This window comes from Aeromonas lacus, from assembly GCF_000764665.1.
GTDB classification, from domain to species: Bacteria; Pseudomonadota; Gammaproteobacteria; order Enterobacterales; family Aeromonadaceae; genus Aeromonas; species Aeromonas lacus.
In genome coordinates, this window is sequence record NZ_JRGM01000134.1 from 31,220 (window position 1) to 48,181 (window position 16,962).

General features: G+C 60.8%; 12 protein-coding genes. 6 read left to right on the forward strand and 6 right to left on the reverse strand.

Annotated features, from left to right (window positions below; translation table 11 throughout):
- The first annotated feature begins 10 nt into the window (after positions 1–10).
- From hisS to LG31_RS0110970, 5 genes are all read left to right on the forward strand, one after another.
- Positions 11–1,288, forward strand: a complete 1,278-nt coding sequence (hisS, locus tag LG31_RS0110950; RefSeq protein ID WP_033114510.1) for a histidine--tRNA ligase — start codon at positions 11–13, stop codon at positions 1,286–1,288.
- A gap of 3 nt (positions 1,289–1,291) precedes the next feature.
- Positions 1,292–1,942 (forward strand): YfgM family protein, encoded by a 651-nt coding sequence (locus LG31_RS0110955; RefSeq protein WP_033114511.1) that lies wholly within the window; start codon positions 1,292–1,294, stop codon positions 1,940–1,942.
- The gene (gene bamB / locus LG31_RS0110960; protein ID WP_033114512.1) at positions 1,935–3,119 is read left to right on the forward strand and encodes an outer membrane protein assembly factor BamB; all 1,185 of its coding nucleotides are present in this window, start codon (positions 1,935–1,937) and stop codon (positions 3,117–3,119) included. Before LG31_RS0110955 ends, bamB begins: the two co-directional genes overlap by 8 nt.
- Before the next feature lie 74 nt (positions 3,120–3,193).
- Positions 3,194–4,690: a ribosome biogenesis GTPase Der gene (der, locus tag LG31_RS0110965; protein WP_033114513.1), complete on the forward strand. Its 1,497-nt coding sequence runs from the start codon at positions 3,194–3,196 to the stop codon at positions 4,688–4,690.
- Between the two features lie 112 nt (positions 4,691–4,802).
- A complete protein-coding gene (locus LG31_RS0110970) occupies positions 4,803–5,033 on the forward strand; it encodes a zinc ribbon domain-containing protein (protein WP_033114569.1) in 231 nt (76 codons plus the stop codon).
- Positions 5,034–5,394: 361 nt separating this feature from the next.
- Here LG31_RS0110970 and mltF read toward each other — a convergent pair whose 3' ends face one another.
- Positions 5,395–6,879: a membrane-bound lytic murein transglycosylase MltF gene (gene mltF / locus LG31_RS0110975; RefSeq protein WP_033114514.1), complete on the reverse strand. Its 1,485-nt coding sequence runs from the start codon at positions 6,877–6,879 to the stop codon at positions 5,395–5,397.
- 148 nt (positions 6,880–7,027) lie between these two features.
- Here mltF and purL point away from each other — a divergent pair, with 148 nt between their 5' ends.
- Positions 7,028–10,933, forward strand: a complete 3,906-nt coding sequence (gene purL / locus LG31_RS0110980) for a phosphoribosylformylglycinamidine synthase (protein ID WP_033114515.1) — start codon at positions 7,028–7,030, stop codon at positions 10,931–10,933.
- Between the two features lie 224 nt (positions 10,934–11,157).
- Here the strand turns inward: purL and nuoN are convergent, their stop codons facing one another.
- The 5 genes from nuoN to nuoJ all read right to left on the reverse strand — a co-directional run bounded on the left by nuoN (position 11,158) and on the right by nuoJ (position 16,962).
- A complete protein-coding gene (gene nuoN / locus LG31_RS0110985) occupies positions 11,158–12,621 on the reverse strand; it encodes an NADH-quinone oxidoreductase subunit NuoN (protein ID WP_033114516.1) in 1,464 nt (487 codons plus the stop codon).
- Positions 12,618–14,162 carry an NADH-quinone oxidoreductase subunit M gene (gene nuoM / locus LG31_RS0110990; RefSeq protein ID WP_033114517.1) on the reverse strand — a complete coding sequence of 515 codons (1,545 nt, stop codon included), beginning with the start codon at positions 14,160–14,162 and terminating at the stop codon, positions 12,618–12,620. Before nuoM ends, nuoN begins: the two co-directional genes overlap by 4 nt.
- Positions 14,163–14,261: 99 nt before the next feature.
- Positions 14,262–16,109, reverse strand: coding sequence for an NADH-quinone oxidoreductase subunit L (nuoL, locus tag LG31_RS0110995; RefSeq protein ID WP_033114518.1), 1,848 nt, complete (start codon positions 16,107–16,109; stop codon positions 14,262–14,264).
- Complete coding sequence (gene nuoK / locus LG31_RS0111000) at positions 16,106–16,414, reverse strand: NADH-quinone oxidoreductase subunit NuoK (protein WP_033114519.1); 309 nt, start codon at positions 16,412–16,414, stop codon at positions 16,106–16,108. The genes nuoL and nuoK overlap by 4 nt, the downstream gene beginning before the upstream one ends.
- On the reverse strand, positions 16,411–16,962 hold the full coding sequence (gene nuoJ, locus LG31_RS0111005) for an NADH-quinone oxidoreductase subunit J (RefSeq protein ID WP_033114520.1): 552 nt from the start codon (positions 16,960–16,962) through the stop codon (positions 16,411–16,413). The genes nuoK and nuoJ overlap by 4 nt, the downstream gene beginning before the upstream one ends.

A 16,962-nucleotide genomic window follows, 5' to 3' on the forward strand; every position in this document is an offset into this window, starting at 1 on the left:
GAGTATCAACGTGGCAAAACAGATCCAAGCTATTCGCGGTATGAATGATTGCCTGCCGGAGCAGAGCCCGGTATGGCAGAAGGTTGAACAGATCCTGCGCCAGGTCGTTGCCAGCTATGGCTACAGCGAAGTGCGCATGCCGATCGTCGAGCAGACCCATCTGTTCAAGCGCGCCATCGGTGAAGTGACCGACGTGGTCGAAAAAGAGATGTACACCTTTGAAGATCGCAATGGCGACAGCCTGAGCCTGCGTCCGGAAGGGACCGCCAGCTGCGTCCGCGCCGGTATCGAACACGGCCTGCTCTACAACCAGGAGCGCCGGATGTGGTACATGGGCCCCATGTTCCGCCACGAGCGTCCCCAAAAGGGCCGTTATCGCCAGTTCCACCAGTTCGGTGTCGAGCTGTTTGGCATCAACGGGCCGGATATCGACGCCGAGCTCATCATGCTGACCAACCGCCTGTGGCGTCTGTTCGGTATCAGCGAGCATGTGACCCTGCAGCTCAACACCCTGGGTCAGAGCGCCGAGCGTGCCGCTTACCGCGATGCGCTGGTCGCCTATCTGGAGCAGTACAAGGATCAGCTGGACGAAGAGAGCCAGCGCCGCATGTACAGCAACCCGCTGCGGGTGCTCGATTCCAAGGATGAGAAAGTGCAGGCCGTGCTGGTCGGTGCACCCCGTCTGTTCGACCACCTTGGCGAAGAGAGTCTGGCTCACTTCGAGGGGCTCAAGCGCCTGCTCGACTCTGCCGGCATCAAGTACGAAGTGAACGAGCGTCTGGTTCGTGGCCTCGACTACTACAACCTCACCGTGTTCGAGTGGGTGACCAACAGCTTGGGTGCCCAGGGCACCGTCTGTGCCGGTGGCCGCTATGACGGTCTGGTGGAGCAGCTGGGTGGCCAGCCGACGCCTGCAGTCGGTTTTGCCATGGGTATGGAGCGTCTGGTGCTGATGCTGGAGACCCTTGAGCTCAACGGCGATATCCGCCCGGCGGTCGATGTCTATCTGGCGATGGTGGGCGAGGGGACCGAGCAGGCTGGCTTCCAGCTGGCCGAGCGTCTGCGCGATGCGCTGCCAGACCTGCGCCTGATGAGCCACTGCGGCGGCGGCAACTTCAAGAAACAACTCAAGCGTGCCGACAAGAGCGGCGCGTCCATCGCCCTGATCCTTGGTGAGACCGAGGTGCAAAACGGGGAGATCACTATCAAATATCTGCGTGGTCAGGCTGAGCAACAGACCGTCAAGGTTGACGCCGCCATTGCCCTGCTGGCAGCCAAAGGAGAGTAAGCTGTGGAAGTTTATACCACCGAAGAACAACAGGTTGAGGTTATCAAGGAGTGGTGGAAAGAGAACGGGACCTCGGTGATCGCCGGTACCGTGATCGGTCTGGTCGGCCTGTTTGGCTGGCGCTACTACAACCAGTACCAGCAACAGACCATGGAGGCCTCCTCCCACGCCTACAACCAGGTGATTACCCAGCTGGCTAAAGGCGATGCCGCCGGTTTCGAGCAGGCAGAGCAGTTTGTCTCCGCCAACAAGGGCGACTCCTATGGCGAGCTGGCTGCGCTGCAACTGGCTGCTGCCGCTGTCAAGGCAGGCAAGCTGGATCTGGCTGCCGAGCAGCTGACCCAGGTGGCCACCAGCGGTGACGAGAGCATTCGTCCCATCGCTGCACTGCGTCTGGCTCGCGTATTGAACGATCAGGGCAAAGCCGATGACGCGCTGGCCCAGCTCGGCAAGATCAACAGCGACGCCTTCAAGGCCCAGGTGGCCGAAGTGCGCGGTGACATCCTGCAAAAGCAGGGCAAGATTGAGGAGGCTCGCGATGCCTATCAGGCGGCGGCCGATGCCGGCGGCCTGCAGGGCAGCCAGGAGCTCAAGTTGAAGATGGACGATCTGGCCCTGCCGGCCATGACCACGGGTGAGGCACCGGATGCGTAATCTATTCAAAATGGTGGCGCTGGGGGCTGCGGTCTCCTTCGCTCTGCAGGGCTGCTCCCTGTTCAGCTCGGAAGAGGATTTGAACCCCATGGCACCGCTGCCCAAGGTCGAATCCGCTTTCAGTGCCGATACCGAGTGGTCTTCCACCGTCGGTGACGGCATCGGTGACTTCTACTCCCAGCTCAAGCCGGCAGTGGAAGATGAGCGCATCTATGCCGCTGCGCGCGATGGCGATGTGACCGCTTTTGACCGCGCCAGTGGCGATCGCCTCTGGACGGTCGATCTGGCCGACCTGCCGGTCAACGCCGACAAGCGCAGCGCCCGTCTCTCCGGCGGTCTGGTCTCCCGTTACGGCAAGCTGTTCCTCGGCTCCGAGAACGGGGTGGTCTACGCCCTGAACGAAGAGAACGGCGAAGTGCTGTGGCAGACCAATGTGCCCGGCGAAGTGGTCGCCAGCCCTGCGGTTGAAGATGGTCGCGTGGTGGTACTGACCACCTCCGGTCGCCTGATTGCGCTCGACACCGACGAGGGCAAGATGCAGTGGACGCTCTCCGAAGAGCAGCCGCCGCTGACCCTGCGCAGTGCCGGCGCCCCGGTGATCACCAATGGCGCCGTCATCTATGGCCGTGCCGATGGCAAGGTGGGCATCGCGCTGCTGAGCAACGGCCAACCTGTGCGCCAGTCCAAGGTTGCCGACCCGCGCGGTGCTACCGAGCTTGACCGTATGGTGGACGTCGATGCCAGCCCGCTGATTGCCGGTGATGAGCTTTACGCCATCGCCTACAATGGCCAGTTGATGGCGCGCAAGCTGATGAGCGGCGATGAAGTGTGGAAGCGCAAGTATTCCGGCTATCGCGATCTCGCCATCACCGGCAATGCCATCGTGCTGACCGACAGTCGCAGCCACCTGTTTGCCATCGACCGTCGCAATGGTCTGGAGCTGTGGTCCAACACCCAGCTGGAGAATCGTACCGTCACTGCACCAGTCATCTTCGGTGACTATGTGGTGGTGGGTGATGTGGAAGGATACCTGTACTGGCTTGATCGTACCGACGGTACCATCAAGGCGATGCAGCAGCTCGACAGCAGTGGTCTGTATGCTGCTCCGCTTGTGGATGGCGATACCCTGTATGTGCAGAGCCGTGGCGGCAAGCTGTACGCGCTAAAGCGTCCTTGATCGTCCGTTAATTTGAATATCCGGCTCCTGGTCTTCGGACCCGGAGCCTTTGTCGTCTTGAGAATGAGGCTTTTATGACTCCTGTTGTTGCCCTGGTGGGCCGCCCCAATGTGGGGAAATCCACCCTGTTTAACCGCCTGACCCGTACCCGGGATGCCCTGGTTGCCGACTTCCCCGGCCTGACCCGGGACCGTAAATATGGCCAGGCGAAGCTGGGCGAGCTGGAATTTATCGTGGTCGATACCGGCGGTATCGATGGCACTGAGGAGGGGATCGAGCTGAAGATGGCCGAGCAGTCCCTGCTGGCCATCGAAGAAGCCGATGTGGTGCTGTTCATGGTGGATGCTCGTGCCGGTTTGACTGCTGCGGATCAGGCCATCGCCGAGCACCTGCGCAAGACCCACAAGAAGGTGTTTCTGGTCGCCAACAAGACCGATGGCATCGACGGTGACTCCGCGGTCTCCGAGTTTTACGGTCTGGCGCTGGGTGAGGTCTACCAGATGGCTGCCGCCCACGGTCGCGGCGTATTGAGCCTGCTGGAGCTGGCACTGGCTCCTCACTTGGAGACGCTGGTCGAAGCCGCTGGCGACGAAGAGGTGCAGGACGAGGAAGAAGAGGACTTCGACGAAGAAGCCCTGCTGCGCATGGTGGCTGCCGGTGAACTCGATACCAAAGAGGACACCAAGGAGACTCCGTTCGCCGATCTGCCTATCAAGTTCGCCATCGTCGGTCGCCCCAACGTCGGCAAATCGACCCTGACCAACCGCATGCTGGGTGAAGATCGGGTCATCGTCTATGACATGCCGGGCACCACCCGTGACTCCGTCTACATCCCGATGGAGCGTGACGAGCAGAAGTACGTCATCATCGATACCGCCGGCGTGCGCCGTCGCGGCAAGGTGCACGAGACGGTGGAGAAGTTCTCCGTTATCAAGACCCTCAAGGCCATCGAAGATGCCAACGTCTGTCTGCTGGTGATCGACGCTCAGGAGACCATCACCGATCAGGACTTGAGCATCCTCGGTTTCGTGCTCAACACCGGCCGCTCCGTGGTGCTGGTGGTGAACAAGTGGGATGGTCTGGATCAGAAAGTGAAAGAGGATGTGAAGAACGAGCTGGATCGTCGCTTGGGCTTCATCGACTTCGCCCGCGTTCACTTCATCTCCGCCCTGCACGGCAGCGGTGTTGGTCACCTGTTTGAATCCATTCAGGAGGCTTACCAGTCCGCAACGCGCCGTACCAGTACCGCCATGCTGACCCGCATCATGCAGATGGCGCAGGAAGATCACCAGCCGCCTATGGTCAACGGTCGCCGCGTCAAGCTCAAATATGCTCACGCCGGTGGTTACAACCCGCCGCGCATCGTGATCCACGGTAACCAGCTCAATGACTTGCCGGACTCCTACAAGCGGTATCTGATCAACTACTTCCGCAAGTCCCTCAAGATCATGGGCAGCCCGATCCGGGTCGAGTTCCAGGAGTCGGTCAACCCGTTTGAAGGCAAGAAGAATACCCTGACCCTGAGTCAGGAGCGCCAGCGCAAACGGCTGCTGAAGATGAAGAAGAAATAAGCCCTGGCGGCTGCCCTCACCGGCAGCCGCTTTGTTATCCTCGCCATGTTAAGGGGAGGGGGATCTGCCATGGAGCAAGACCATGGCAGATCCACTTTTCGAGGAGTTGATTATGGAAGCCCTGCTATGTCCATCCTGCCAGAGCGAACTGGATACCCGCAGCAAGGAGCAAGCTTGCGGTAACTGCAAGGCCATTGTGCGGGTCACCGCACTCTGCCCCACCTGCCATCAGGAGCTGGAGCGGCTCAAGGCGTGTGGTGCGGTCGATTACTTCTGCAATCACTGCAACTCGCTGGTCTCCAAGCGCTCGGTGCAATTTAGCGCCGCCATCCAGCCAACCTGAGCAAAGTGTGGAACATAAAAAACCCGGCTAATGCCGGGTTTATGCTGTGTGTTCTGCGATAAGCAGGGTATAGGATCGATTTCTGCGCCACAGGTTGCGCTTGATGTCATTAAGCTTGAGCTTGCGTCTGGGACTCCAGCTGCACTTTGCTTTTCTGACCAGACTGATTTTTCTACGTTTTTGCATCTTGGTCTCCTCCCAACTGGGTGGCCATCCGGGCCTTGGGTCATTGATGGAGCCCATCCGAAATTGCTGTTATTTAATCTCTCAACATAATGAAAAAAATGCGATTTCGGATAGGCTCCGATGTAATTCGATGGTAACAGAGAAGTTTGCGTGAAAACAGCCGAATAATGGTTTGTTAGCGCATGGTGATCTGATTGACCACCTCGGCGATGACGGTGGGGCGCTCGGCCAGCTCTGGTTCGCTGGCGTTGTCGATGTTTTCCCGCTGTTGCGCTCGCTGCTTCTCGTTGTCGAGCCAGAGCAGGCTCTGGTAATACTGGCGCACGTTGTTGACGTAGTTGCGCGCCTCGCCGCCACGGGCATAGCCGTAGCGCACCTTGCGATGCCAGCGCGCCTGCTGCAGCAGCGGCAGCACCTCTTTCACGTCGCCCCAGGCATCCGGGTTCTTGCCCAGCTCCTTGGTCAGGCGACGGGCATCCATCATGTGGCCGTAACCTATGTTGTAGGCGGTGAGGGCAAACCACACCTTCTCGTCATCAGGCACCGAGTCGGGCACCTTCTCCATCATCTGTTGCAGATAGAGGGCTCCGCCCTTGATGCTCTCTTCCGGATGGAGCCGGTCGTTGACCCCCATCGCCTTGGCGGTGGGCTCGGTCAGCATCATCATGCCGCGCACGCCGGTGTAGGAGCGAGCATGAGGGTCCCAGTGGGACTCCTGATAGCTGATGGCGGCCAGCAGGCGCCAGTCGATGTTTTTGGCATGGTTCTGGAACAGCGACTGATATTTGGGCAGCAGACTCTTGGCTCGCTGCAGGAAGGTGCGGGTATCGACGAAATCGAAGTTCTGCACGTGGCCGAAGTACTTCTCGTCGAGCTTGGCGATGGCGCCATCCATGAAGCGCTGGCCGAAGAAGTCGATGACGCTGGCATAGAGGCTGTCGTCGGGCAGCTTGCTCATGGCCCAGGCGACGGTCTGCTTCTGGGCCAGGGTCAGCCCCTCGGTGAGCTCCGGGTAGTAGCGCTGGCTGCGGGCCAGCACAGTATCCTGCACCACCGTGTAGTCAATCTTGCCTTCGACCACCTGTCTCAGCAGATCTTCCAGATCGGCGCTGTTGCTGACGCTCCAGTTGAGGTCAGGATTGGTCTTGCTGAGCTCCTTGAGCAGATCTTCACCGGTCGAACCGGCAGCCACCACCAGCTTGCCCTTGATATCATCCAGAGAGTCCGGCTTTGGCTTGCCGTTGCGATAAACCAGTTTGGGTGAGACCTGATAGAAGCCCGGCCCGAAGCGAAACAGCTGGCGTCGCTCCGGGGTGACCATGATGGCGGCCGCAGCCAGATCGAGTTTGCCTTTCTTGAGCAGGTTTACCAGTTCATCCGAACTGTTAACCGGCACTATGGTGAGTTTGACCCCCAGCCAGTCGGCATAGTTTTTCGCCAGCTCGTAATCGAACCCCTGGGCGGTGTCGTCACGCTGGTAATAGGAGGTGGGGCCGTAGATGGTGCCAACCCGGATCTCGCCCCGTTGGCGGATCTGCTCCAGCTGGCTGGAGGGGGTGTAGAAGTCACAACCGACTAGGGTCAGCAGCAACGTCAGCCCGATAAATAGTCGAAAAATGCAGCGCAAGTAGGTGAGTACCTTTGTTGAAAAAATCGGCATTTGTCAAAAAAGAAGCACCTTTATACCAGAGAGTGTGCGCCGAGTCACACTACACAAAACGAGAAAAACGTTTGTCCGCTGTGAGCCAGCTCCCTATAATACGCGCGTCTCAATTCCCCCCACTTCAAAACTTGGTGAGAAAGGTCATATGGATATCTTGCGTGGTGCCCCTGCACTGTCTGAGTTTCGTGTCCAAAAACTGCTGCAGCGATTTGCGCAGATGAAACAGGAGAGAGGAGTAGAGATAGAGGATGTCTATGCCGAATACGTGCACTTTGCCGAGCTTTCGAGCCCGTTGTCGCCTCCGGAGCGAGCGACCTTGGGCCAGCTTCTGCGCTACGGCCCGACTATCCCCGAACACACCCCCAGCGGTCAGCTGTTTCTCGTTACCCCCCGCCCCGGCACTATCTCCCCCTGGTCTTCCAAAGCAACCGACATCGCCCACAACTGCGGCCTGAACAAGGTCAAGCGGCTGGAGCGCGGTATTGCCTATTACGTGCAGGCCAAGGGTGAGCTGAGCGCCGCCCAGCGTGCCGATGTGGCGGCCGTGCTGCACGATCGCATGATGGAGACAGTGTTTGCCGACATGGAAGCGGCGAGCGCCCTGTTTGCTCACCATGAGCCGCGTCCCTTCACCCAGGTGGATGTGCTGGACGGTGGTCGCGCCGCGCTGGCCGAGGCCAACGTGGCGCTCGGTCTGGCCCTGGCCGACGACGAGATCGACTATCTGGTGGAGAATTTCACCCGGTTGGGCCGCAACCCCAACGACATCGAGCTCTATATGTTTGCCCAGGCAAACTCCGAGCACTGTCGCCACAAGATCTTCAACGCCGACTGGACCATCGACGGTGAGCAGCAGCCCAAGTCGCTGTTCAAGATGATCAAGAACACCTTCGAGCAGACGCCGGATCATGTCCTCTCTGCTTATAAAGACAACGCTGCGGTGATGGAAGGGAGCCAGGGTGGCCGCTTCTTCCCGAGCCCGGCCAGCGGCGAGTACCAGTACACCCAAGAGCAGGTCGACATCCTGATGAAGGTGGAGACCCACAATCACCCGACCGCCATCTCCCCGTTCCCGGGGGCGGCCACCGGCTCCGGCGGCGAAATCCGCGACGAGGGTGCCACCGGTCGCGGTGCCAAGCCCAAGGCGGGTCTGGTGGGCTTCTCCGTCTCCAACCTGCGTATCCCCGGCTTTGAGCAGCCCTGGGAGCAGGATTTCGGCAAGCCGAGCCGCATCGTTAGCGCCTTCGATATCATGCAGGAAGGGCCGCTCGGTGGCGCCGCCTTCAACAACGAGTTCGGCCGTCCGGCCATTCTCGGTTACTTCCGTACCTTCGAAGAGGAGGTGCCGAGCCACAACGGCGTCGAGGTGCGTGGCTACCACAAACCCATCATGCTGGCGGGTGGTATCGGCAATATCCGCACCGAGCATGTCCAGAAAGGGGAGATCCCGGTCGGGGCGGCCCTCATCGTGCTGGGCGGCCCGGCGATGAACATCGGTCTGGGCGGCGGCGCGGCTTCCTCCATGGCTTCCGGCCAGTCGGCCGAAGATCTCGATTTTGCCTCGGTGCAGCGTGACAACCCCGAGATGGAGCGCCGGTGTCAGGAGGTGATCGACCGCTGCTGGCAGCTGGGGGACGACAACCCCATCGTCTTCATTCACGACGTGGGCGCCGGTGGCCTCTCCAACGCCATGCCGGAGTTGGTGAGCGATGGCGATCGCGGTGGTCGCTTCGACTTGCGCGCTATCCCGAACGACGAGCCGGGCATGAGCCCGCTGGAGATCTGGTGCAACGAATCCCAGGAGCGTTACGTGCTGGCGGTGGCCAAGGAGAAGCTGCCGCTTTTCAAGGCGCTGTGCGAGCGCGAGCGCGCACCCTATGCCGTTATCGGTACTGCCACCGAAGAGAAGCACCTGACGCTCTCCGATCAGCATTTTGACAACCACCCTATCGATCTGCCGCTGGACGTGCTGCTGGGCAAGACCCCCAAGATGCACCGCGACGTGGTGACCCTGCCGGCACAAGGCAAAGCGCTCCAACTCGATGGCATCACTCTGGGCGAGGCTGCCGAGCGGGTGCTGCGTCTGCCGACCGTGGCGGAGAAATCCTTCCTTATCACCATCGGTGATCGCAGCGTGACCGGTCTGGTCAACCGCGACCAGATGGTCGGCCCCTGGCAGATCCCGGTTGCTGATTGCGCCGTCACCGCCGCTACCTACGACAGCTACCACGGCGAAGCCATGTCCATGGGCGAGCGCACCCCGGTGGCGCTGCTCTCCCACGCCGCCTCTGCCCGTATGGCGGTGGCGGAAGCACTCACCAACCTGGCGCCGGCTCACATCGGATCTCTGAAGCGAGTCAAGCTCTCCGCCAACTGGATGGCCGCCGCCGGTCACCCGGGGGAAGATGCCGGCCTCTATGAGGCGGTCAAAGCAGTAGGCGAGGAGCTCTGCCCGGCCCTTGGCATCACTATCCCGGTGGGCAAGGACTCCATGTCGATGAAGACCCGCTGGCAGCAGGATGGCAAGGAGCACAGCGTCACCTCGCCGCTCTCCCTGCTCATCTCCGCCTTTGCCCGGGTCGAGGATGTGCGCAACACGGTTACTCCGCAGCTGCGTACCGATCTCGGTGAGACCGACCTTATCCTGATTGACCTTGGCAACGGCAAGCAGCGCCTCGGCGCCTCGGCGCTGGCGCAGGTCTATCGCCAGCTGGGCGACAAGGCGCCGGATCTCGACAATCCGGTCCAGCTCAAGGGCTTCTTCAACGCCATTCAGGCGCTGGTGGCCGATCGTAAACTGATCGCCTACCACGACCGTTCTGACGGTGGCCTGTTCGTCACCTTGGTGGAGATGGCCTTTGCCGGTCACTGTGGTCTCGACATCCAGCTCGATCGCATCGGTGGCGAGCTGCTGCCAGCCCTGTTCAACGAGGAGCTGGGTGCCGTCATTCAGGTGCGCCGTGAAGATAAAGAGGCGGTGATGACCCTGCTGGCCGGTCACGGTCTGGCGGCCTGCTCCCACGTGCTCGGTTCGGTGCGCGAGGGGGATCTCATCACCTTGCAGCGGGCCGGTCAGGAGGTCTATCGCGCCAGCCGCACCGCCCTGCGTACCATCTGGGGCGAGACCAGCTGGCAGATGCAGCGCCTGCGCGACAACCCCGAGTGCGCGGATCAGGAGCATGCTGCCCGTCAGGACGCCACCGATCCGGGCCTGCAGGCCAAGCTCAGCTTCAACCCGGCCGAAGATGTGGCCGCACCTTACATTGCCCGTGGGGTCTCCCCCCGTCTGGCGGTGCTGCGCGAGCAGGGGGTCAACTCCCACGTCGAGATGGCGGCGGCGTTTGACCGTGCCGGCTTTGCGGCGGTAGACGTCCATATGAGCGACATCCTCTCCGGCCGCATCAAGCTGGAGGAGTTCCAGACCCTGGTGGCTTGTGGCGGCTTCTCCTACGGCGACGTGCTGGGGGCGGGCGAAGGCTGGGCCAAGTCCATCCTGTTCAACGACGGTGCCCGCGAGCAGTTCCAGCGCTTCTTCGAGCGTGGCGATACCTTGTCGCTGGGCGTGTGCAACGGTTGCCAGATGATGTCCAACCTGCGCGAGCTGATCCCGGGTGCCGATCTGTGGCCGCGCTTCGTGCGCAACCGCTCCGAGCGCTTCGAGGCCCGCTTCAGTCTGGTGCAGGTACAGGAGTCCCCGTCGGCCTTCTTCGCTGGCATGGCAGGCTCCGTGATGCCTATTGCCGTCTCCCACGGGGAAGGGCGTGTCGAGGTGCGCGATGCCGCTCACCTGAGCGCACTGCAGCAGAGCGGTCTGGTAGGGCTGCGCTTTGTCGACAACCGCGGCAGCGTAACCGAGCAGTACCCGGCCAACCCGAACGGCTCGCCGGATGGCATCACCGCGGTGACCACGCAAGATGGCCGCGCCACCATCATGATGCCACACCCGGAGCGGGTGTTCCGTACAGTGGCCAACTCCTGGCACCCGGACAATTGGGGCGAGGATGGTGCCTGGATGCGGATGTTCCGCAACGCCCGGGTTCGTCTGGGTTAAGTTCGCATCGCAAACAACAAACCGGCCCCTGTGGCCGGTTTTTTTATTGTCAACGCAGCGGCTTTGGCAACAAAGGTGTGAAAGTCAGTCAATGGTTTCACTGTAGGGACATCGATAGGTGACACGAATAGATTCAAGTACTGCAAATGGGTTCAGGGGGAGGGGAAAGATGAGGATAAAAAAACCGGCAGCCAAGGCTGCCGGTTTTGATTTAGAGAAGGGGATTATTGCAGAACGACGTTCTGGAAACCCTGTACCAGTGAGATGACGGGTTGTGGGTAGAGGCCGAGCAATACCACCAGAGCGGCGGAGAGCAGCACGACCACGCCACCTGAGGAGAGAGCCCAGTTGGCGCTGGCATCACGCTGCTGCATGCCCGGTTCGCGCAGATAGAGGGTCACCATCACTCGGAGGTAGTAGTAGAGCCCCAGCGCACTGCCCAGGATGATGGCGGCGGAGAGCCACCAGAGCTGCGCTTCGACAGTCACACCGATGATGTAGAACTTGCCGATGAAGCCGAGCGTCATCGGGATACCTGCCAGAGAGAGCATCATCACGGTCAGTACGGCGGTCAGGTAGGGACGCTTCCAGAACAGGCCGCGATAGCTGTGCAGAGAGTCCGCATCCTTGCCGCGATAGGGGCTCGACATCATGCTGACGACGCCAAAGGCGCCCAGGCTGGTGAAGAGATACATCAGCAGGTAGACCCCGGCCGCTTCAACAGGCATCTGGCCGATACGGCTCGCCACGATCACCGCCAGCAGATAACCAAAGTGGGAGATGGAGGAGTAGCCCAGCATCCGCTTGATGTTGCTTTGCACCAGTGCCAGCAGGTTGCCGATAAGGATGGAGATGAACGCCATGGCGGCCAGCAACCAGTGGATCATGGGATCGGCTGCAGCCGGTACGGCCAGATAGAAGCGCAGCAGTACGGCAAACACGGCGACCTTGCTGACGGTTGCAAGGAAGGTGGCGACCGGTGCCGGTGCACCTTCATAGACATCCGGTGTCCAGAGATGGAAGGGGGCCAGGGAGAGCTTGAAGGCAAAACCGACCAGCATCAGACCGAGGCCACCCATCAGCAGCGGATGGTGAGCCGGGCTCTGGGCCATGGTCACCCCGAGGGCATCAAAGCTCAGGCTGCCAGCCTGGGCATAGAGCAGCGCCATGCCAAACAGCAGGAATGCGGTGGCGGCGGCAGAGAGCACCATGTACTTCACCGCGGCTTCCAGCGAGTGGCGCTCGCGGTAGGCGTACCCAACCAGACCGAACATCGGCAGGGTCAGCATCTCGATCCCGATAAAGAGGGAGGCGAGGTGGCGGGAGCAGGCCAGCACCAGACCACCGGCAGTGGCGATCAGCAGCAGCAGGAAGAACTCTTCCCGGTTATCCGGGTAGGCTTTTAGCCACGATTGGCCGAAGGTGCAGGTTGCCAGCGCACCAATCAGCACCAATCCCATGTAGAAGACGGCATAGCCATCGACTTGCAGTAGCGGGGTAACGCCCCGATCCCCCTGTGTCATGACGATGGGCAAGGAGAAGAGCGCCAGGTTGAGACCAATTATGGTGACGGTAAAGGCGGTAGTGACACAGCGGCGCCACGCGATGGCCAGCATCAGGGCCGCCATGGCCCCGGTGGTCAGCAGCAGTGGAAGCAGTGCCAGCAGTTGGGAAGCGGAGAAAGTCATTGCAGAGCTCCAGCAGTTGGCAGCAGATACCAGTGCAGCACGTTGATGAGGCTGCTGCTGGCGGTATCAATCACGGGTTGGGGATAGAGGCCCAGCAGAACCAGCAGACCCGCAATCACCATCATCATTGTCAGTTCGCGGCGATCCAGTCCTTTCAGGATGCTCTCGTCCTTGGCCGGGCCAAAGCAGGCGCGCTGCAGCATGATAAGGGAGTAGACCGAGGCCAGTACCAGACCGAAGGTGGCGACTGCAGTGATCACCGGGGCGACCTGGAAGCTGCCGATCAGGATCAGGAACTCACCGACGAAGTTGCCGGTACCCGGCATGCCCAGAGAGGCGACCGAGAAGAAGAGCATCACGCCCGGCAGATAGCGCAGGCGTCCCCACAGACCACCCATCTGGCGCAGATCGCGGGTATGCAGACGCTCATAGAGCTGACCGCAGAGGATGAAGAGGCCGGCGGCGGAGAGACCGTGGGCAATCATCTGTACTACAGCGCCCTGCAGGGCCACTTCGCTACCCGAGTAGATAGCGATCATCACAAAACCCATGTGGGAGATGCTGGTGTAGGCCACCAGCCGTTTGATGTCGGTCTGGGCAAAGGCCACGATGGCGCCATAGATGATACCGATCAGGCCCAGCACCATGGCGTAGGGGGCAAACTCGGCAGACGCTTCCGGGAACAGCGGCAGGGCAAAGCGCAGCAGACCGTAGGCGGCGGTTTTCAGCAGAATACCGGCCAGATCCACAGAACCCGCAGTCGGTGCCTGACTATGGGCATCCGGCAGCCAGCCGTGCAGCGGTACCAGCGGCATCTTGACCGCGAAGGCGATGAAGAAGCCCAGCATCAGCAGCCACTGAACGCCCTTGCTCATCGGGGTATTGAGCAGATCCAGATAGTTGAAAGTGAAAACACCGGTTGCATGCTGGTGGGTCAGCACCAGCCCGATGATGGCCACCAGCATGATCAGGCCGCTCACCTGGGTGTAGATGAAGAACTTGGTCGCCGCGTTGATCCGTGATTTGCCGTCAGTGACCGAGTGGCCCCAGAGCGCAATCAGGAAGTACATGGGAACCAGCATCATCTCCCAGAAGAAGAAGAAGAGGAACAGGTCCAGCGCCATAAAGACACCGAGTACACCGCCCAGGATCCAGAGCAGGTTGAGGTGGAAGAAGCCGATGCGTTGCACGATCTCTTTCCACGAACAGAGGATGGCCAGCACCCCGATAAAGCAGGTGAGGATGACCATCAGCAGTGACAAACCATCCACTGCCAGATGCAGGGAGATGCCGAAGCGGGGGATCCAGGGCAGACGCCATTCGGCAGCCCATGGGGAAGCGGCACCAGTGACGCCCGCGCTATCGAGGCCGGTGGTGGCAAGAGAGAAGTCACCACTTAGCCAGATGGCACAGGAGAGCAGCAGGCTGGCGCTCATGGAGAGGAGGGCAACCCAGCGGACAAACTGCCCGCCGAGACGCTCCATCTGCCAGCAGAGCAAGCCGCCGATAAAAGGAATTAACAAGATCCAGAGTAAGGTCACGGTATCAGCTCTCGTTCAAGTTCATATGAGATTGCACGCCCTGTTCCATCAAGGTCGGCAAACAGCCCGGCTGTACGATTTTCGTGTTGTTCATCGCGTTTACCCCAGTAGCAGCAGTGCCAGCACCAGTGCTGCACCGATCCCCATGGAAGCGGCATACCAGCGCAACTTGCCGGTGACCGTCCAGGCCAGCAACTGGTTGCCACGCAGGGCAAACCAGGCGGGCAGGCCCATCATCCAGTCCAGCGGATCCTGCCCGACCAGACGGGTAGCCAGCAGATAGGGCTTGACCCACAGCTGGTCGTAGAGCCAGTCAAAGCCCCAGGCGTTGAACCAGAGGGTGCTGAGCAGACGGCCCGGCGCACTGTTGGCAATCGAGGTGGCCAGTCGGCGCTCACCGAGGAACAGGAAGGCGGCCAGCGCAATGCCTGCGATGGCAATGATGCCGGAGGCTACCTCCAGCGCATGGCGACCCTCTTCGATATGATCACCCGGGCCTGCGGGTAGCACACCTGCCAGTGGCGGGGTGATCAGTGCCCCGATGCCGGTGGAGAGCACCAGCAGTACCAGTAGCGGCAGATGGTGAGCCAGACCGTGACCGGCGTGGGCTTTGGTCTGCTCTTTGCCATGGAAGGCGATAAAGATCAGCCGGAAGGTATAGAGGGAGGTCAGGAATGCCCCTACCAGACCAGCCCACAGCAGAGCGCTTTGGCCAGAGGCTTCTACTTGCCACAGAATGGCGTCCTTACTATAGAAACCGGAGGTGACCAGCGGCAGCGCGGCCAGCGCCGAACCACCCACCAGGAAGCAGGCATAGACCAGCGGCAGGCTCTTGCGCAGGCCGCCCATCTTGAAGATGTTCTGCTCGTGGTGTGTCGCGACGATAACGGCACCAGCGGAGAGGAACAGCAGCGCCTTGAAGAAGGCGTGGGTCATCAGGTGGAAGATGGCCCCTTCCCATGCGCCGACACCGAGTGCCAGGAACATGTAGCCAATCTGGCTCATGGTGGAGTAGGCGAGGATCCGCTTGATGTCGGTCTGAACCAGCGCCGCAAAGCCTGCCAGCACCAGGGTGATGGCACCGACCAGCCCGACCAGATGGAGGATCTCCGGTGCCAGCAGGAACAGACCGTGGGTGCGGGCAATCAGGTAGACACCGGCGGTCACCATGGTGGCTGCGTGGATCAGCGCAGAGACCGGTGTGGGGCCTGCCATCGCATCCGCCAGCCAGGTTTGCAGCGGCAACTGGGCCGATTTACCGACCGCACCACCCAGCAGCATCAGGCAGGCGAGCGACAGGGCAGGGGAGCCCTCGGCAAACATGGTCGGCGCACGAACCAGCAGCTCGTGGATATTTAGGGTGCCCAGTTCGCGATAAAGGATAAACAGGCCGATCGCGAGGAACACGTCACCCACACGGGTCACGATGAAGGCCTTGAGGGCCGCCGCGCCATTGTTGCGATCCTTGTAGTAGAAGCCGATCAGCAGGTAGCTGCACAGCCCCACCCCTTCCCAGCCGAGGTAGACAAACAGCAGGTCATCGGCCAGTACCAGAAACAGCATGCTGGCGATAAAGAGGTTGGTGTAGGTGAAGAAGCGGGAGTAGCCCTCTTCACCGCGCATGTACCAGGAGGCGAACAGGTGGATGAAGAAGCCCACCCCGGTCACTACACCCAACATGGTCAGCGACAGGCCATCCAGCGCCAGGCTGAAGGTGGGGGTGAAGTGGCCTACCGCCATCCACTGCCACAGGTGCTGGATATAGACGCCACCCTCGGGCGGGTTGGCCAGAAAGTCCATGCCGACCCAGAGCGTGGTAAGCGCCGAGAGACCAATGGAACCCACCCCGATCAGCGCCGAGGTGCGCTCCCCCAGACGGCCGAGGGAGAAGGCCAATACCAGCCACCCCAGCAGCGGAAATAGAAAAGTCAGATATAAGAGGCTCATCCGTGCATCTCGCTCACAGTGTCCACGTTAAGGGTGTGGTAACGACGATAGAGCAGCAGTAACAGGGCAAGGCCGATACTGGCCTCCGCTGCTGCCAGAGAAATCACCAGTATGTACATGATCTGGCCATCGGCCTGAGCCCAGCGGCTACCCGCCACCACAAATGCCAGTGCCGAGGCATTCATCATGATTTCGATGCTCATCAGGATGTAGAGCAGGTTGCGGCGGATCAGCAGGCCGCATAACCCGATGCAGAAGAGCACCGCGGCCAGCAGGAGGCCGTGCTCCATGGGGATTCCATTCATTGCTGACCTCCTTCATGTGACGGACGTGATTGATTGCGGGGGACGGAGAGCACTTCGCCGCTCTTGTCTTCCCGGCCCAGATGGTAGGCTGTCACCAGACCCGCCAGCAGCAGGATGGAGGCAAGCTCCACTGCCAGCACATAGGGGCCAAAGAGTTCGACACCCACCTGTTTGGCGGTGACGTCGGTCACCCCGAGCAGGCCGCCGGTCACCCCGAGGATGCCGTGGGCCAGGAAGCCCAGCAGGATCAGCGAGAGCAGGGCTGGCCCCACCCAGGTCATGGGGGTGAGCCAGTTTTTCTCCTGCGCCTGTGCTGAACCCAAGTTCAGCATCATCACCACAAACACGAACAGCACCATGATGGCACCCGCGTAGACGATCACCTGCAGGGCGCCGGCAAAGGCGGCACCCAGGCAGAAGAAGATCATGGCCACGGCGATGAGGGAGATGATGAGATTGAGCAGCGCATGCATGGGATTGCTGGTGCTGATCACCCGCAGCGTGCTGTAAATGGCCACCAGGGCCGAGGCATAAAATGCCAGTTCCAT